Consider the following 17,338-nt stretch of genomic DNA (forward strand, 5'->3'; position numbering starts at 1 on the left):
TTAAAACACCAATCAGTCGTCTCAATTTAACCGGGAACAACCTCATGACAATCCACACCCGCTATCCGGCCAGCACCATATCCCGCCTACGGCGCAGCTTCGGCCACAGGATCAGCCAGCTCACCAGGGCCAGGTTCACGCCGTTCCACAGGAAGCCGTGCAGGAAGGCGAGGCGATAGGAGCCGGAAGCGTCGTAGATCATGCCTGACAGCAAGCCACCGCAAGCCATGCCGAGCACGGTCGCCATCAGCACCAGGCCGATGCGCGTTCCCGCCTCGCGCGGGGGCAGGAACTGGCGGATGATCACCGCATACATCGGCACGATGCCGCCCTGGAACAGGCCGAAAAGCCCTGAGATTACATAGAGCGAGGAGCGTGAGTTGAAGAAGAGGTAGAGCAGCAGCGCCGCCGCCTGCATCGACGAGCCGAGAATCAGCATCGGGCCGGCGCCGATGCGGTCGGCCACCACGCCGGAGGCCAGGCGGCTGACCACTCCGAGGCCGAGCATCAGCGAGAGGATCTGCGTGCCGACGGCGACGCCATAACCCAGATCGCCACAATAGGCGACGATATGGACCTGTGGCATCGACATCGCCATGCAGCAGGCAAAGCCGGCGACGACCAAGACTGCCTGCAGCACGTTGGGCTTCAATCCGAGCTCCTGGCGCGCCGCCTCAGTCGCCGCTTCCGCCGCCGCGATCTCCGTGGTGGCGGGGCGACGCCGGAGCGCGAAAGCGATCGGCACCATCACCAGCGGCGCGAACAGGCCGATGCCGACATGCGTGGGGCGCCAGCCTTGCGTCGTCTGGAAATGCTCGATCACCAGCGGCCAGACGGTGCCGGCGAGATAGCTGCCGGAGGCGGCGAAGGCCACGGCGAGCGCGCGGCGCTTCCTGAACCAATGCGAAAGGTCGGAGATCAGCGGCGCGAAGCCGGCGGCCGAACCGACGCCGATGAAGGCGTAGACCAGCGCGAATTGCCAGATCGAGGCTGTGTAGGCGGCCGCGACAAAGCCCGCGCACAGCATCAGCGCCCCGATCAGCACCGGCATCACGATGGTGAAACGATCCGCCAGCCGCCCCATGACGACCCCGCCGAAGGAGAAGCCCAGCATGGCGCAGGTATAGGGCAGCGAGGCACCGCCGCGTAGCGTATCGAACTCGACCTGGATGGCGGGCAACGCCACCACCACGGACCAGTTGCCGACGCAGGCGACCGTGCCGAGGATGACGGTGAGCACCAGCCGCAGCCAGGCATAAGGGGAATCGACTTCGCCGGACCTGAAGGCCCCACTCTGCAAACCTGCCACGACGGGCGTTTCCTTGATCCGATTTCTTGAACCGCCGCGTGTTCCGCATGCATTCCTGCCGCCTATAGCAGCAGGAGGCCTGCTCGCGCCAGAGCCGCAACCGGGAACCGCAAGAGAAATCCCGTGTTCACGACAGGACACAGGGGGGACAGGATTGACGAAGACCCGTTATTGCACCGTGCTGATCATGGCTCTTGTGACGAGCATCTCGATGGCCGCAATGGTTGCCGAGGCGCGCATGCCGCGTCACGCAATCGCTCCTGCGGTGCAGACGGTCCCGCTGCCGCCAGCGCGACCTGTGATCGACGAGCCGCCCGCGCCCACCACGCCGCTGGCCCCGCCCGCAAAGCCGGCAGAGACGACCCCGACAGCGCCTTCCGCCTTAGCACCTTCGCCCACGCCTTCCGCCGCCAGCGGTCCTGATTGCCTGCAGCGCCTGCGCGATCGCGGCGTGATCGCCGAGGCCGCCACACTGGCCACGCTGCCCGATCCGCGCTGCACGGTGGACCAGCCCGTGACGCTGACCGCGCTGGCTTCCCCAGGCATGCATGTCGACTTTCCTGACAAGCCCCTGATCGCCTGCAGCACGGCCGAGACCTTCGCCGACTTCCTCAGCCAGTTCATGGTGCCGCTCGCCAAAGGCAGCTACGGTCAGCCCATCGCCGCCATCAGCACCGGGCCGGGCCTGGAATGCCGCCCGCGCAACAATGTCGCCGGGGCCAAGCTCAGCGCCCACGGCCAGGGCCTCGCCATCGACATCGCCCAGTTCCGCCTCGGCGACGGGTGGCTCTACAAGGTTGGCCACCCAACCGACCAGCGCGATCGGGATTTCGACCGCGCCGTGCGCGCCGGTGCCTGCGGCTATTTCCACACCGCCCTTGGTCCGGGCGCCGATCCGGACCACGCCAATCATTGGCATATGGATCTCGAGCCCCGCGGCAGTAATGGAACCAGCCGATTCTGCCAGTAACCACGATGGACTTTCTCTCCTCTGCCTCAACGGCAGACTGTGAAAGACACAGAAAATTTAATGTTCCGGTAAGGATCGCAGGGGGAACCCAGATCGGCCAAAAATGTTATGATCGGTAAACATCTCGTATTTTTTCATGGAGTGGGGGCTCCGCCATGCGCAAGATACTTGCAAGTCTGCTCGCCGCCGTAACAGTTGCCGGCAGCATCGTTGTTGCACCGCCCGCAGAAGCGCGACAGCGCGGCATCTGGCGTCATTACGGAGGCCAGGGCGCCTACTTCAACGGCCCAAGGCGATTCACCAATCCCGGTATGTTCCGGGGCCGTAACTATGGCTGGTATCAGGGGCGCCATCGCGGCTGGTATGGCCGCAACTATGGCTGGCGCGGCTATGGGAGGCCTTATCGCTACGGCTATTCCGGCTACCCCTATGGCTACGGCAATTATGGCTACGGCAATTATGGCTATGACGATTATGACGGCAGCGATGCTGTCGCGGCGGGCATTGCGGGCCTGGCAGTCGGCGCCATCCTCGGAAGCGCGCTCAGCCACCATCGCTATCATGCCAGCGGCTCCTGCGCTGCCCGCTTCAGGTCCTACAGCGCTGCAACGGGTACCTATCTCGGCTATGACGGCCTGAGGCATCCCTGCCCCTAAGAGCGGATGGCATTGAGATTGGGCGGGGTCGGATTTCCGGCCTCGCCAGTAATACTTCCAGACCAGCCGCTTTCCTTCATTGAAAACACAGCTCCACAATCGGATCTCGACCGACTTCCGCAGGCCGGCGTTCCAGAACGGGTCTTCAGGGAGGGTGCGGGTGTGTCGGCTGCCCGCCTGGGGGAACGGAAGTGCCCACCCCTCCATGCTAGGCCTCACGAAATCGGTGCAAACGTCGCCTTGTCCGCAGAGGCCGTCGCTTCTGGCTTACTTGCCTTGAGGAGAGCGAAACACCATGCTGCCCCGGGTAAAGTTGCGCAGCGTAAGGTGCATGCCCCATTCAGGAACGTCGCAGGGAACCACTCTCATGACAGACAAGACAAATCCGCAGAACGCCGCGCGCCTCATCGTGGATCGCCGTGAACTGATGAAGGGCGCGGCGGCGCTGGGCCTCGGCTTCGGCGCCTTCGGTGTCCTGGGCGGGCCGACGCGCGCTGCCGATGCGCCCAAGAAGGGCGGAACCTTCCGCATCGGCATGGAGGGCGGCTCGGCCTCGGATAGTCTAGACCCGCGTAACTTCGCGGATTCGATCCCGCTGAACTATGGCTACCAGATCTGGAACGGCCTCATCGAGATCGATACGCACGGCAAGGCCGTGGGCGAATTGCTGGAGAGCTGGGAATCCAAGCCCGGCGCCACCGAATGGATCTTCAATATCCGCAAGGGCGTGACCTTCCATTCGGGCAAGACGCTCGACGCCGACGACATCATCTATTCGATCAACCTGCATCGCGGCGACACCAAATCGGCCGCCAAGGACCTGCTTGCCGGCATTTCCGACATCAAGAAGCTCAGCCCCAACCAGATCCAGATCACGCTGAGCGCGGGCAATATCAACCTGCCCTACAACCTCACCGATTACCACATCCTCGGCATCCCCAACGGTTTCACGGATTTCTCGAAACCCGACGGCACCGGCGCCTACAAGCTGGTGAGCTTCGAGCCGGGCGTGCGCGTGGTGACGCAGAACTCCGGCCACTACTGGAAGGACGGCTGCGGCAATTTCGACGGCGTGGAACTGCAATATATTCCCGACGCCACCGCCCGCATGCAGGCCCTGCTCGCCGGCCAGGTCGATGCCATCAACCGTATCGATCCCAAGACGGTGGATATCGTCACCGCTTCGCCCGACACCCAGCTCGTGCAGAGCAAGGGCACCGGCAACCGCTATTGCTTCGCGGCGCTGTGCGACACCGCCCCCTATGACAATCTCGACACGCGCCTCGCCCTGAAATACGGCATCGACCGCAAGAAGATCGTCGACACGGTCTATATGGGCTACGCCACGGTCGGCAACGACACCACGATCAGCCCGATGAATCCCTATTTTGACAAGGACCTGGCGCAGACGCCCTATGATCCCGAAAAGGCTGCCTTCCACTACAAAAAGGCGGGTAGCCCCAAGCTGGAGCTCAAGGTCTCGGAAGGCGCCTTCTCCGGCGCCACCGACGCCGGCGTGCTCTACCAGGAAGCCATGAAGCAGGCCGGCATCGACCTCACCGTCACGCGCGTTTCGGGCGACGGCTACTGGTCCAACGTCTGGATGAAGGATCCGTTCTGCGCCGTCTACTGGGGCGACCGCCCGGCCATCGACCTGCAGCTCTCGCAGACCTTCCTCTCGGACGCGGCCTGGAACGACACGCATTGGAAGCGCCCCGACTTCGACAAGCTGGTCATCGCCGCCCGCGTCGAGGAAGACGAGGCCAAGCGCCGGGAGATGTACAATCAGGCCCAGACGATGATCCACGACGACGGTGGCATGGTCGTCTACGCCGTCAGCGACTATCTCGACGGCTATGCCAAGAAGATCGCAGGCGTCGCTCCGCATCCGCGCTACGACATGTGCGACCAGCGCGCGGCCGAAAAGGCGTGGTTCTCGGCGTAAGGTTTGGGAAGGAGGCGCGACTCGCCTCCCCCACGAAGCTGGGGGAGGTGGGCCGACGAAGTCGGCTCGGAGGGGGTGTGGCCCGACGGGCTCAACTTTACTCGGGAGGCGGTCTCCTTATCGAACTTGAGTCTTATCCTCTTATGCACAGCTCGTTGGGCCACACCCCATCCGTCATTGCTTCGCAATGCCACCTTCCCCAGCTTCGTGGGGAAGGCGAGTCGCGCCCTACCCCCACCAGAAGATCGCGGCGATCACCACATAGAGCCCGGTCAAGGCGGCCCCATCGACCATGTCCGCCTGTCCGTCGGCCGTAACAACCACGCCGATGATCGCCGTCAGCATCAGCGCCACGGCCAGCATGGGCGAGATCACCAGGGTGAAGGGCGTGCCGCCGAGGAAATAGCTGACGAAGACCAGCACGGGGATCAGCGCCAGCGCCACCTGCAGCGAGGCGTTCATGATCACGCTGACGGCGAGGTCCGCCTTGTTGCGCCAGGCGAGCTGGATGCCGACCACATATTCCACCGCATTGCCGACGATGGCGACGATGACGAGGCCCGCGAAGGCTTCCGAAATGCCGAGCGTCTTGATGGCCGGCGTCAGCGCGTCGACGAACCAGTCGGATACGATCACGGCGGCGAGACTGGCGAGGATGAGGATGCCGAGCGCCAGCCAGAGCGGCCAGCCCGACTCGGCCTCATGCACCTCCTCGGGCAAAGTGCGGTCGGAACCTTGGAGCATCACCTTGACCGAGATCAGGAAGACGATGAGCAGCACGCCCGCGCAGACGAGCGCCAGCTTTTCCTCATGCCCGCCGGCCGGCAGATGCAGTTCGGAGGCGAGCGTCGGCAGCAGCAGGGCGGCAACGGCCAGCAACAATGCTCCGGCGATCATGCGCGGGCGGTTGGGATCGAAATTGAGGATGCGGTGGCGAGAACAGCCCACCAGGAAGGCGAGGCCGAGCACCAGCAGGCTGTTGCCGAGGATCGAGCCGATCAGCGAGGCCTGCACCACAGTGATCAGGCCGGCCTTCAACGCGAAGATCGCAACGCAGAGTTCCGGCAGATTGCCGACCGCCGATTGTACGATGCCGGTGGCCGCCGGGCTGAGATAGCGTCCGAGGTGATCGGTGCAATCGCCGATGGTCGCCGCCAAGCCGCCGAGCGCGACGGCGCCGACGACGAAGACCAGGATATGCGAGCCGCCCGTATAGGTGATCAGGCCGGTGGCGATGGATGCGATGAGCGCGACGGCAATAGTAATGAGATCACGCTTCGTCAGCATGTTGCCCCCTGTCCGCGAGCCCCCCGGACTCACCTGTGGCGGCAACCTAATCCGCGCCTCGCGCGCTGGAAAGGGCTTCTTGCCTGGGCTCCTCAGCCCTTCACGCCCGTCGCGGCAATACCGCGGACGAAGTGGCGCTGCATGACCAGGAAGAACAGGGCGGTGGGCAGCGTTGCCACCACGGAGGAGGCCATCAGCACGCTCTGCTTCATCGACATGCCCGCCCCGCCCACCAGAGTGGCGAGGCCCACCGGAAGCGTGCGCGTCTCGTCGGAATTGGTGGCGATCAGCGGCCAGAAGAAATTGTTCCAACTGGCCACGAAGGTGAAGATCGCCACCGTCGCCAGGCCGGGTTTCGTCAGCGGCAGCAGGATGCGAAAGAAGAAGCCGAGCCGGCTGCAGCCGTCGAGCACGGCCGCTTCCTCCAGCTCCTGCGGCACCGCCTGGAAGAACTGCGTCAGCAGGAACACGCCGAAAGCATTGGCCGAGGCGGGCACCGAAAGGCTGAACCAGCTGTCGACCAGGCCAAAATTGTTGAGGCCGAGGAAAAGCGGCACGAACAGCAATTCATAGGGCAGCAGGAAGGTGGCGAAGATCACGCTCATGATCACGCGCCGGCCGGTGAAGTCCATGCGCGCCAGGGGATAAGCCGCGAGCGCATCTATGGCGAGCGTCAGCAGCGTGGTGATGAGGGCCACGACGGTGGAGTTGCGGAACCAGTCCAGCATCGGGAAGCGCTGGAACAGGGCGCCATAGGCTTCCACTGTCGGCGCATCGGGCCACCACTTCGGCGGATAGGCATAGATCTCGCTCTCCGGCTTGATCGAGGTGACGATCATCCACATCAGCGGGGCGCCCCAGAGCACGGCGACAATGATAAGCAGAATGTAGAGGCCGGCACGCCCTCCGAAATCGGCGGGCTTCCAGGCTGCGCGGCTGAAAGGATTGCCCTGCATCAGATCGCCCGCATCAATTTCATCTGGGCCAGCGAGAACACCAACGTGAGCAGCAGCAGGATGACGCCGGCGGCCGCGGCGGGGCCCATCTCGAAATTCTGGAAGGCGGTGAGGTAGATATATTGCACGATGACGAAGGTACTCGCCTCGGGCCCGCCCTGCGTCATCACATAGGCCTGGCCGAAGACGCGCCAGCCATTGATGATGGTGAGCGCGGTGACCAGCGCCATGGCCGGCCGCAGCAGCGGCAAGGTGATGTACCAGAAGCGCGCGAAGGCCCCTGCTCCATCCACCTTGGCGGCGTCATGGATCTCCTCGGGAATATCCTGCAGCGCCGCGAGGAAGATGATCATGTTGGTGTTCACGGTCCACCAGATCGTGGTGATGGCGAGCGCCGGCATCGACCAGTGGATGTCCTTGAGCCAGGCAATGGCGTCGAAGCCGAGCAGGCTCAGATAGTAGTTGATCAGCCCGGTGCCCTTGTCGAATAGCCAGCTCCAGAGAATGCCGACCGTGGAGACCATCACGACATAGGGCAGGAACACGATGGTGCGCACCAGCGCCGTGCCCTTGAGCTTCTGGTCGAGCAGCACCGCGAGAAGAAGGCCGAGCACGACCATCGGTATCGCCGTCAGCACGACGAAGTAGAAGGTGTTGACGATGGCCTGGATGAACAGCGGATCGGCGAAGATCTGCCGGTAATTGTCGAGGCCGATCCACTCCGGCGTGCCGAGGATGTCCCAATGCATGAAGCTGATCACAACGGCAGCCACCGTGGGGATCAGCATGAAGACGGCAAAGATCACGAGATAGGGTGTGAGGAAGAGATAGGGCACGATGAGCGGTGCCCCGCCGACCGCGATCGTGCGCGGTCCGGCCAAGGGTTCTGCCGCTATCTCCGCCGTCGACGCCATTCCAGCCCGTCAGCCCTTCTTGGAAAGCTGGGTGTCGAGACCTTCCTTCATGTCCTTGAGCGCCTCGTCCACGCTCTTGGAACCGCTCAGCGCCGCCTGCAGATTGGTGACCAGCGGCGTCGGCTTGTCGAAGGAGAACACCGAGAGATATTGCGGGATCAACGGCTCGAACACGACATAGGGCAGCTCTTCGATGAAGGCCTTGTAGTAGGGATATTGCGCCGTGCCGGTGAAGTCCTTGCTCTCGCGGGCCGCCTTGTTCTGCGGGATGATGCCGACCGTGGTGGCGGGCACGGCAAAATTGTCGAAGAACCATTTCATGAAGATGCCGTCGGGCCCGACATTGGCATCGCTGCGCTGCTTGGACACGGACATGCAGTGGGCGTTGGCCCAGGCCGCGGGCTTCTGGCCGATCACCGGGAGCGGCGCCGTCATGAAGTTCATCTTCTGGGCGAGGCGCAGATTGACCTCCCAGGGGCCGATGAACTTCATCGCCACCTGCTTGGAGGCAAAGGCATCCTCGCCCTTGTTGCCCCCGACCTCCGGATTGGTGACGCCATGCACCTTGATGAGGTCGACCAGGAACTGCATCGCCTTGTGCGAGGCCTCGCTGTCGACGGCGGCGAGCCCCTTGTCATCGAGGAAAGTGCCGCCGTACTGGTAGATCAGGCTGAACCAGGTCCAGCGTGCCGTCGCCCAGGTGTTGGGCAGCTCGAAGCCGTAGCGGGTGACCTTGCCGGAGGCGTCCTTCACCGTGAGCTTCTTGGCCCATTCGAGGAACTCGTCGCCCGTCTTGGGCGGCTTGTCCGGATCGAGCCCTGCCTCCTTGACCATGTCGACATTGTAGTAGAGCGCCAGCGGGTGCACATCAAGCGGCACCGCATAGAGCTTGCCGTCATAGGTCACGGCCTGGCGGCCGGCATCCGGCACTGCCGTCAGATCGAGCTTGGTCGTGGCGATGATATCGTCGATCGGCCGCAGCATGCCCTTGGAGGCGAATTGCGGCAGTTCGGTGATGTGGAACAGCACGAGATCCGGCGCCTTGCCGGCTGCCGACGACACCACCCATTTGCTGAACAGCGTATCCCAGTCATAGCCCGTGGGCTGGACCTGTGCGCCTGCGCCGGCCTTGTTGAAGATGTCGATGACGCCGTTGAGCGCGGTGGTGTTGTCGGCTCCGGTCCAGCCGTGCCAGAGCGTGATCGAGGGATCGTCGGCACGGGCGAGACCCGGAAAGGCCGCGGCGATCGCCGCGCCGCCGGCCAGGGCCATCAGCTGGCGGCGATTGAGGACATCGAATCCGGGCAGGCGATCAAAAACCTTGGACATATGGCTCTCCATCCCTTGTGCGGCAGCGGTTCTTTCGCGCCGTCTCGGCTTTGCCGATTGTCGCTCGCCTGACAAGGCGGGCTATGGTTCGATTTAATATGTACGATAATTAAAACTGTCAATCATACGAATTAGGGTCCACCACTCGACTCAAACAGGAGGCAATTTAAGTGAATGGCTTTGATTAAAGCTTAATGGCCACTTGCCTAACGGTACCGTTGTGATTTATGTGATCAATCATACGATAATTAAGAAGCCGGCGCACCAGGGAAGTTGAATTGAAAATCACCGCCGTCCAGACCCGCGTGGTGAACGCGGAAATGCGCAACTGGGTCTTCGTCAAGATCGAGACGGATGAGCCGGGGCTCCATGGCTGGGGCGAAGCGACCCTTGAATGGAAGACGCATGCCGTCGTCGGCGCGATCCAGGACCTGACGCCGCTGATCATCGGCCGCGACCCACGCGACATCGAGCAGGCGGTGCGCGCCATGAAGCACCAGTCGTTCTGGCGGCTCGGCGCCATCGGCATGAGCGCCATCTCGGGCATCGAGATCGCTCTGTGGGACATTCTCGGCAAGCATCTGAACGTGCCGGTCTGGCGCCTGCTGGGTGGGCGGGTGCGCGACAAGGTGCGCGTCTATACTCATCTCGGCCTTGGCGACATGCGCGCCGTCTATGAATCCATGGATGAGGCGCCGCTGGTCGAGCGTGCCCGCGAGGTGGTGGAGAAGGGCTACAAGGCCTTCAAGGCGGTGTTCATCCCCTACACCCATTTCCACGCCCCCTTGCCCGAGATCCGCAAGGTCGAGCGGCTGATGGGCGCGCTGCGATCGGCGGTAGGCGAGGAAATCGAGATCATGGTCGACTTCCATGGCCGCCCCGCCTCGGTGACTGCGGCGCTCGCCTATATCGAGGCGCTCGAACCCGGCCGGCCGATGTTCGTGGAGGAGCCGCTGCCGCCCGGCGAGACGCTCGGCCTTGCCAGCATCGCCGCCCGCAGCAAGGTGCCGCTAGCAACCGGCGAGCGTCTTGTGGAGCGCAGCGAATTCGACGAGTTGTTCCGCGCGCGGGCCGTGGATATCGTCCAGCCCGATATCTGCCACTGCGGGGGCCTGGGCGAGGCCAAGAAGATCGCCGCCATGGCCGAGACCATCGGCGTCGGCGTTGCCCCGCACAATCCGCTCGGGCCGATCGCCGGTGTCGCCGCCTTGCATTTCGCCGTGTCGACGCCCAACCATGTCATTCAGGAAGAAATGGTCGGCGCCGTGCCCTGGTATTTCGATGTGGTGCAGGGGCCGATCCACCTGGTCGACGGCTTCTGGCAGGTGCCCGACAAGCCCGGCCTCGGCATCGTGGTGGACGAGGCCGAATGCGCGCGGCATCCTTACGCTCCGGAAGTGATCCATACTCTCAACGCCGTCCTCGACGACGGCACCATCGTGGATTGGTGAGATGGCGGGCAGGCTCCAGGGCAAGGTTGCAATCATCACGGGCGCGGGCCAGGGCATCGGCGAGGCCACCGCGATCGCCTTCCATCGCGAAGGCGCGGCGGTGATGATCGCCGAGACCAATGAGAGGACAGGCCGCGCCGTGGCCGAGCGCCTGTCGCTGCTGGGCGGACGCGCCACCTTCTGCAAGACGGATGTGACGAAACCCGACGAGGTCGCGGCCATGGTGGCAGCGACCGAGGATCAACTCGGCCCGATCGACATCCTCGTCAACAATGCCGGCATCAACGTCTTCCACGAACCGCTCGAAACCTCGGAAGCGGAATGGCGGCGCTGCTTTGCGGTCGATCTCGAAGGCGTCTGGACGGTGTCGAAAGCCGTGCTGCCGCATCTGATCGCCCGCAGGGGCGGCGCCATCGTCAATATCGCCTCCAGCCACTCTTTCTCGATCATCCCCAATTGCTTCCCCTACCCGGTCGCCAAGCACGGCCTGCTCGGTCTGACTCGGGCACTCGGCATCCAGTATGCGGCCGAGAACATCAGGGTGAACGCCATCGCCCCGGGCTATGTCGAGACGCCGATCGCGGTCGACTACTGGAACACCTTCGCGGACCCGGCGGCCGAGCGCCAGCGCGCCTATGATTTGCATCCGCCCAAGCGCATCGGCCGGCCGGAGGAAGTGGCGATGACCGCCTTGTTCCTGGCTTCCGACGAGGCCCCCTTCATCAACGCCGCCTGCATCGTGATCGATGGCGGGCGGTCGGTGCTGTACCACGAATGAAAGAACGAGGGTTTGAGGAGGGACAAAGTCAGAGTGAAGCACGGGGAACGTCATTCCGGGGCTCCCGAAGGGAGAACCTGGAATCCACGAACACCACCCTCGCAGGACAGTGTTCACGGATTCCGGCTCTTCGCTTCCACTCACAAGCAAGCTTGTGAGGATACGGCCGGAATGACGCCTGCCACCGTCCCTACCTTTCTCAAACCCAAAACGAGCTTGATGCGCAGAGCGCGCACAAGGATCCAAGGAGGAAACACAATGAAGAGCCTGTTCAAGACCGCCGCGGTCCTCGGCTTCGCCGTCGCCGCCCTGACCACGACGGCCCTCACGGCCGCCCGCGCCGATGACGTGAAGCTCGGCTTCGTGGTGAAGCAGCCGGAAGAGCCCTGGTTCCAGGACGAGTGGAAATTCGCCGATCAGGCCGGCAAGGAAAAGGGCTTCACCGTGGTGAAGATCGGCGCCGAGGATGGCGAAAAGGCGCTCGCGGCCATCGACAATCTCGGTGCGCAGGGCGCCAAGGGCCTGGTGATCTGCACGCCCGACGTCAAGCTCGGCCCGGCGCTGGTCGCCCGCGCCAAGGCCAACAACCTTAAGCTGATGACGGTGGACGACCAGCTCGTCGACGGCGAAGGCAAGCCCCTCGCGGACGTGCCGCACATGGGCATCTCCGCCTCTAAGATCGGCGAGCAGGTCGGCCAGGCCATCGCCGACGAGGCCAAGAAGCGCGGCTGGGACCTGAAGACGGTGGGCATGATCCACATCTCCTACGACCAGCTGCCCACCGCCAAGGATCGTGTCGACGGCGCCACCAAGGTGCTGGAGGCGGCCGGCCTGCCTGCCGCCAACGTGTTTGACGCGCCCCAGGCCAAGACCGACACGGAATCGGCGCTCAACGCCTCCACCACCGTGCTCAACGCCCATCCCGACATCACCCATTGGGTGGCGGCCGGCCTGAATGACGAGGCCGCTCTCGGCGCGGTGCGCGCCTCGGAAGCCGTTAACATCACCCCCGACTCCATGATCGCGGTCGGTATCGGCGGCGCTGACTCGGCCATCAACGAGTTCAAGAAGTCCCAGCCCACGGGCTTCTTCGCCACGGTGATCATCTCGCCCAAGCGTCACGGCTACGAAACCTCGCTCAACCTCTATGACTGGGTGGTCAACGGCAAGGCCCCGCCGGCTTCGGTGCAGACCTCCGGCGTGCTGGCCAAGCGCGATGACTATCACGATGTGAGGAAGAGCCTGGGAATCGAGTAAACAAGTGGGGTGCGCCGGCTCCGCCGGCGCGCCCGATTCCTGGGACCGCAGGCGTCTCGCCTGCATCTTGAACCGGCCCGTTTTCAAGAGCAGGCGAGACGCCTGCGGTCCCAGGAACGTTACTTCCCGGGTGCGCGGACATCGCAGCGACATGCGTGCATGTCGCGATGTCCGCCTCCTGACTGACGCGTTACGTTTCCAAGAGCGGACGAGACGTCCGCGCTCCCAGGTTTCCCATGACCCAGTCCCTCGCCTTTACCGACATCTCCAAGAGCTTTCCCGGCGTGAAGGCCTTGCAGAACATCTCCTTCTCGGTGCCCGGCGGCAGCGTGCATGGGCTGCTGGGCGAGAACGGGGCCGGCAAGTCGACCCTGATCAAGATCCTCGGCGGCGACATCACGCCGGACACCGGCGCCATCGTGCTTGAGGGGCAGCAGCAGAACTACACGTCGGTGATGGGCGCCATGACAGCCGGCATCGCCGTGGTGCACCAGGAGCTGCAGCTGGTGCCGGAGCTTTCCGTCGGCGAGAACCTCACCCTCGGCCGCTTCCCCAACAAGGGCGGCGTCGTCTCCTTCCGCGACCTCCATGCACGCGCCCGCAAGGCGCTGGCGGAGGTGGGCGGCGGCATCGACAGCCGCGCCAAGATCGCCAGCCTCTCCATCGGCCAGCGCCAGATGGTGGAGATCGCCAAGGCCATCATGTTCGAGGCCAAGGTCATCGCGCTGGACGAGCCCACCTCCTCCCTTTCCTCGACCGAAAGCGAGGTGCTGTTCGCCTTGGTCGACAAGCTTCGCGCCCAGGGCAAGATCATCCTCTATGTCTCGCACCGGCTCGACGAGATCTTCCGCCTCTGCAATGGCTGCACCATCCTGCGCGACGGCAAATTCGCCTTCCATGCCGAGAGCATGGAAGGCCTGACGCGTGACGACATCGTGCGGGCGATGGTCGGCCGCGAGATCGCCGATATCTGGGGCTGGCGCGGACGCGACCAGGGGCAGACGCGGCTCTCGGTCGATGGCGTCACCGGCCGGCGCCTCTCCCGGCCCGCGAGCTTCGATATCAAGGCCGGCGAGATCCTCGGCCTGTTCGGCCTGATCGGTGCCGGCCGCAGCGAGCTCTTCCGCCTCGTCTATGGCGCCGATCCGATCTGGAACGGCAGCGTCGGCGTCGACGGCAAGAAGGTCTCAGCCCGAAACCCCAAGCGCTCGATCACCATCGGCGCGATGTTCTGCCCGGAGGACCGCAAGGCAGACGGCATCGTCCAGGGCCAGTCGGTGGCCGAGAACATCGTGATCTCCACCCGCCGCAATTTCTCGCCCTTCGGGCTGCTCTCACGCACCAAGGAGAAGGCGGTTGCCGAGGACTATGTGCAGAAATTGCGGGTGAGGACGCCCTCTATCCGCCAGAACATCGTCAACCTCTCCGGCGGCAACCAGCAAAAGACCATCCTGGCGCGCTGGCTGGCCGAGAACGAATTGAAGGTGCTGCTGGTCGACGAGCCCACCCGCGGCATCGATGTCGGTGCGAAAGCCGAAATCTACGCCATCCTCTACGACCTCGCCGCCCGTGGCGTCGCCATCGGCGTCATCTCCTCCGACCTGCCGGAGGTGATGGGCGTGTGCGACCGCATCCTGGTGATGCGCCAGGGCAGCATTGTCGAGGAATTCCGGCGCGGCGACTTCAATGAGCACCGCATCCTCGAAGCCGCCCTGCCGGCCTCCTCCGTTCAGCAAGATACTGTTTCACAAGAGACCGCTTCATGAATCGCAACCTCATCACCGTGCTGCGCGAACTCGGCCTCGTCGTCCTCTTTGTCATCACCTTCGCCATCATCTGGATCCTGGTGCCGGCCTTCGGCTCCAGCCGCAACATGATCGGCCTGCTCAATCTCGTCAGCACGTCGGGCCTGGTGGCGGGCAGCATGATGCTGTGCCTCGCCTCGCGCGATTTCGACCTCTCGGTCGGCTCGAATGTCGCCTTCTGCGGGATGATGGTAGTGATCGGCACCAATCTCACCCACAGCATCCTGCTGGGCATCGTGATGGCCCTGATCTGCGGCAGCATCGTCGGCGTGTTCAACGGCGTGCTGATCGCCAAGCTCAAGATCAATGCCCTGATCGCCACGCTGGCGACCATGCAGATCATCCGCAGCTTTGCCTACATCTCCGGCAATGGCCGGGCGATCGGGGTGAGCGACGAAGGATTCAATGTCATCGGGCTCACCAAATTCAGCTTTCTGCCCTCTCCCTTCGATCAGGTACCGCTGCCGATCTGGGTCACCCTGCTCAGCTTCATCGTGTTCGGCTTCATTCTCAACCGCACCGTCTTCGGCCGCAACGTGCTGGCGATCGGCGGCAACCCGGATGCCTCGCGCCTGGCCGGCGTCAATGTGGAGTGGACCCGCATCGCCATCTTCACCATCCAGGGCCTGATGTGCGCCATAGCCGGGGTTCTCTCGGCCTCGCGCATCACCTCGGGCCAGCCCGGCAGCAGCATCGGCCTCGAACTGACGGTGATTTCGGCCTGCGTGCTCGGCGGCGTGTCGCTTGCCGGCGGCCGCGCCACCATCTCGGGGGTGATCGTCGGCGTGCTCATTCTCGGCATGGCCCAGAACGTGATGGACCTGCTCGGCATCCAGTCCTTCTACCAGATGTTCGTGCTCGGCATGATCCTGCTCACCGCCGTGCTGTTCGACAATATTCTGGCGGGCGCCTACCGGCGCCGCTAACGCAAAATGCGTTCGGGCGGAGCCGGATTCTTAAGTTAACTCTTTACCATCAAAAGCATTTTGCGATTCTTGGTGATTCGAGCTGAAAGTAGAACGCTCTAAGCAGGGAGCCGTGACAAGGAAGCAACCCATGGCCAGGCACAGCGACGCCCTCCTCCCCGTTCTATCCAACGCTCTGGCCGAGGGCGGCAAGGTGCATGACAGCGTGGTGCGCACGCTGGGCGGCTGGGTGCTGGGTGGACGCTACCGGCCCGGCGACACCCTGCCGCGCGAGGATGAACTCGCCACCTCCTTCGGCATTAGCCGCACCTCGGTGCGCGAGGCGATCAAGGTGCTCTCGGCTAAAGGCCTGCTGGAGACGCGGCCGCGCATCGGCGTCAAGGTGCGCCAGCGCGAGGAATGGCGCATGCTGGATCCGGCCGTGCTGTCCTGGCATCCCGACCTCAGCCATGACCGAGAGTTGGTGGCGAGCCTGATGGAAGCGCGCCGCATCATCGAGCCGGCGGCGGCGGAGCTGGCGGCCCGCCGCGGCAGCGCGGCCGATCTCGCCGAGATCGAGGCCGCCTATCTCGGCATGGAATCCTCCATCCCGCACGACCTCGACGCTTGTTGCGAAGCGGATCTCGCCTTCCATCGCGGCGTGATCGCCGCCAGCCACAACATCGTGCTGCGCAGCCTGGTCGGCACGATCGAAACAGCCCTCAAGGCGACCTTCATGCTCACCACCAGCCTGATGGAAGACCAGGCCCGTACCCTCTCGGTGCACAAGGCGGTGCTCGACGCCATCCGCTTCCGCGACACCGCCGGTGCGCGCGGCGCCATGAACCGTCTGCTCGACCTCGCGGCAGAAGATCTGGTCCGCAGCTGAGCGCCCTTGGGGGGCGGGTCTGAATTCTACTGAGTCACGATTTTAGGAGATTCGCGCGCGTGTGGGATTTGGTAGGGTTGTGATTCGTCTCAAGAAGCGAATTGGCGGCTCGAATGACCCAGAACATCGACGCAGGTGAGGATCGTTTTAGTAAGTACGTCAATGAGTTAACGTTGGCTCTTGGGCGAGCGGATCGTGCTGTGCCGTTCAAGGACTATTGCACGGGCCTGCTGCTACCTGGCGAGCGCAAGAGCGTGGAACCTATGGCAGCGGTGGTGGCACCGGGCCATGTCTCGGCCAAGCATCAATCTCTGATGCATCTGGTGAGCCAGGCGAAGTGGTCTGACGCGGCCGTGCTCAGCAAAGTGCGCGAGCTTGTCCTGCCGGCGATCGAAGCCAGTGGCCCGATCGAGGCTTGGATCGTCGATGACACGAGCTTTGCCAAGAAGGGCGATCATTCGGTGGGTGTGACCCGCCAATATAGCGGACGGCTGGGCAAGGTCACCAATTGCCAGGTCGCGGTAACCCTGTCGGTCGCCAATCATGCGGCGAGCCTGCCGATCGCCTACCGGCTGTACCTGCCGCAGGAATGGGCCGATGACAGGGCGCGGCGCCAAACCGCTCATGTTCCCGAGGAAGTGATCTTCAAGACCAAGCCACAGATTGCGCTTGGGCAGATCCGGGCGGCGCTTGAAGCCGGCGTATCGCCTGGTGTGGTGCTGGGCGATGGCGGCTACGGGGTCGATGGCGCCTTCCGATCGGAGGTCACGGCTTTGGGATTGACCTATCTGGTCGGCGTGCAATCGACATTGAGTGTGTGGCCATTGGGGGTGGAACCATTGCCTCCCAAGACCTGGAGCGGGCGGGGCCGGCCGCCTTCGCGTCTC

The 17,338-nt window shown here is 63.8% G+C and carries 15 protein-coding genes; 10 read left to right on the forward strand and 5 right to left on the reverse strand.

Annotated elements, in window-relative coordinates; translation table 11 throughout:
- Window positions 1-61 precede the first annotated feature (61 nt).
- Window positions 62-1,309 carry an MFS transporter gene (locus QQL24_RS20330; RefSeq protein ID WP_284314128.1) on the reverse strand — a complete coding sequence of 416 codons (1,248 nt, stop codon included), beginning with the start codon at window positions 1,307-1,309 and terminating at the stop codon, window positions 62-64.
- Between the two features lie 154 nt (window positions 1,310-1,463).
- Between QQL24_RS20330 and QQL24_RS20335 the strand changes: the two genes are divergently transcribed.
- The 3 genes from QQL24_RS20335 (at window position 1,464) to QQL24_RS20345 (ending at window position 4,880) form a co-directional block, all read left to right on the forward strand.
- Window positions 1,464-2,279, forward strand: a complete 816-nt coding sequence (locus QQL24_RS20335; protein WP_284314129.1) for an extensin family protein — start codon at window positions 1,464-1,466, stop codon at window positions 2,277-2,279.
- A 155-nt stretch (window positions 2,280-2,434) separates the two neighbouring features.
- Window positions 2,435-2,935 (forward strand): BA14K family protein, encoded by a 501-nt coding sequence (locus tag QQL24_RS36455; RefSeq protein WP_348536474.1) that lies wholly within the window; start codon window positions 2,435-2,437, stop codon window positions 2,933-2,935.
- Between the two features lie 367 nt (window positions 2,936-3,302).
- Window positions 3,303-4,880: an ABC transporter substrate-binding protein gene (locus QQL24_RS20345; RefSeq protein ID WP_284314130.1), complete on the forward strand. Its 1,578-nt coding sequence runs from the start codon at window positions 3,303-3,305 to the stop codon at window positions 4,878-4,880.
- 228 nt (window positions 4,881-5,108) lie between these two features.
- On the opposite strand, the gene QQL24_RS20350 is transcribed toward QQL24_RS20345, so the two are convergent.
- The 4 genes from QQL24_RS20350 to QQL24_RS20365 all read right to left on the reverse strand — a co-directional run bounded on the left by QQL24_RS20350 (window position 5,109) and on the right by QQL24_RS20365 (window position 9,366).
- Window positions 5,109-6,167 (reverse strand): calcium:cation antiporter, encoded by a 1,059-nt coding sequence (locus QQL24_RS20350; protein WP_284314131.1) that lies wholly within the window; start codon window positions 6,165-6,167, stop codon window positions 5,109-5,111.
- Between the two features lie 92 nt (window positions 6,168-6,259).
- A complete protein-coding gene (locus QQL24_RS20355) occupies window positions 6,260-7,123 on the reverse strand; it encodes a carbohydrate ABC transporter permease (RefSeq protein ID WP_284314132.1) in 864 nt (287 codons plus the stop codon).
- A complete protein-coding gene (locus QQL24_RS20360; RefSeq protein WP_284314133.1) occupies window positions 7,123-8,004 on the reverse strand; it encodes a carbohydrate ABC transporter permease in 882 nt (293 codons plus the stop codon). The genes QQL24_RS20355 and QQL24_RS20360 overlap by 1 nt, the downstream gene beginning before the upstream one ends.
- 42 nt (window positions 8,005-8,046) lie before the next feature.
- Window positions 8,047-9,366 carry an ABC transporter substrate-binding protein gene (locus QQL24_RS20365; protein ID WP_284314134.1) on the reverse strand — a complete coding sequence of 440 codons (1,320 nt, stop codon included), beginning with the start codon at window positions 9,364-9,366 and terminating at the stop codon, window positions 8,047-8,049.
- A gap of 278 nt (window positions 9,367-9,644) precedes the next feature.
- On the opposite strand from QQL24_RS20365, the gene dgoD reads away from it, so the two are divergent.
- From dgoD to QQL24_RS20400, 7 genes are all read left to right on the forward strand, one after another.
- Window positions 9,645-10,817, forward strand: a complete 1,173-nt coding sequence (dgoD, locus tag QQL24_RS20370; RefSeq protein WP_284314135.1) for a galactonate dehydratase — start codon at window positions 9,645-9,647, stop codon at window positions 10,815-10,817.
- 1 nt (window position 10,818) lies between these two features.
- On the forward strand, window positions 10,819-11,595 hold the full coding sequence (locus QQL24_RS20375; RefSeq protein WP_284314136.1) for an SDR family oxidoreductase: 777 nt from the start codon (window positions 10,819-10,821) through the stop codon (window positions 11,593-11,595).
- Between the two features lie 258 nt (window positions 11,596-11,853).
- A complete protein-coding gene (locus QQL24_RS20380) occupies window positions 11,854-12,852 on the forward strand; it encodes an arabinose ABC transporter substrate-binding protein (RefSeq protein WP_284314137.1) in 999 nt (332 codons plus the stop codon).
- Window positions 12,853-13,088: 236 nt separating this feature from the next.
- Window positions 13,089-14,618, forward strand: a complete 1,530-nt coding sequence (gene araG, locus QQL24_RS20385) for an L-arabinose ABC transporter ATP-binding protein AraG (RefSeq protein ID WP_284314138.1) — start codon at window positions 13,089-13,091, stop codon at window positions 14,616-14,618.
- Window positions 14,615-15,583 carry an L-arabinose ABC transporter permease AraH gene (gene araH, locus QQL24_RS20390; RefSeq protein ID WP_284314139.1) on the forward strand — a complete coding sequence of 323 codons (969 nt, stop codon included), beginning with the start codon at window positions 14,615-14,617 and terminating at the stop codon, window positions 15,581-15,583. Before araG ends, araH begins: the two co-directional genes overlap by 4 nt.
- 130 nt (window positions 15,584-15,713) lie before the next feature.
- Complete coding sequence (locus QQL24_RS20395; RefSeq protein ID WP_284314140.1) at window positions 15,714-16,451, forward strand: FadR/GntR family transcriptional regulator; 738 nt, start codon at window positions 15,714-15,716, stop codon at window positions 16,449-16,451.
- A gap of 113 nt (window positions 16,452-16,564) precedes the next feature.
- The coding region (locus QQL24_RS20400) for an IS701 family transposase (RefSeq protein ID WP_284314141.1) at window positions 16,565-17,338 on the forward strand (774 nt) is incomplete at its 3' end.

It is taken from the genome of Labrys miyagiensis, assembly GCF_030160835.1.
Taxonomy (GTDB): Bacteria; Pseudomonadota; Alphaproteobacteria; order Rhizobiales; family Labraceae; genus Labrys; species Labrys miyagiensis.

Excerpts from the sequence above, each read along its gene's own strand:
- QQL24_RS36455 (WP_348536474.1), top strand. The coding sequence starts at position 2,435 with ATGCGCAAGATACTTGCAAGTCTGCTCGCCGCCGTAACAGTTGCCGGC.
- QQL24_RS20345 (WP_284314130.1), top strand. The coding sequence starts at position 3,303 with ATGACAGACAAGACAAATCCGCAGAACGCCGCGCGCCTCATCGTGGAT.
- QQL24_RS20350 (WP_284314131.1), bottom strand. The coding sequence starts at position 6,167 with ATGCTGACGAAGCGTGATCTCATTACTATTGCCGTCGCGCTCATCGCA.
- QQL24_RS20355 (WP_284314132.1), bottom strand. The coding sequence starts at position 7,123 with ATGCAGGGCAATCCTTTCAGCCGCGCAGCCTGGAAGCCCGCCGATTTC.
- QQL24_RS20365 (WP_284314134.1), bottom strand. The coding sequence starts at position 9,366 with ATGTCCAAGGTTTTTGATCGCCTGCCCGGATTCGATGTCCTCAATCGC.
- QQL24_RS20375 (WP_284314136.1), top strand. The coding sequence starts at position 10,819 with ATGGCGGGCAGGCTCCAGGGCAAGGTTGCAATCATCACGGGCGCGGGC.
- QQL24_RS20380 (WP_284314137.1), top strand. The coding sequence starts at position 11,854 with ATGAAGAGCCTGTTCAAGACCGCCGCGGTCCTCGGCTTCGCCGTCGCC.
- araG (WP_284314138.1), top strand. The coding sequence starts at position 13,089 with ATGACCCAGTCCCTCGCCTTTACCGACATCTCCAAGAGCTTTCCCGGC.
- araH (WP_284314139.1), top strand. The coding sequence starts at position 14,615 with ATGAATCGCAACCTCATCACCGTGCTGCGCGAACTCGGCCTCGTCGTC.
- QQL24_RS20395 (WP_284314140.1), top strand. The coding sequence starts at position 15,714 with ATGGCCAGGCACAGCGACGCCCTCCTCCCCGTTCTATCCAACGCTCTG.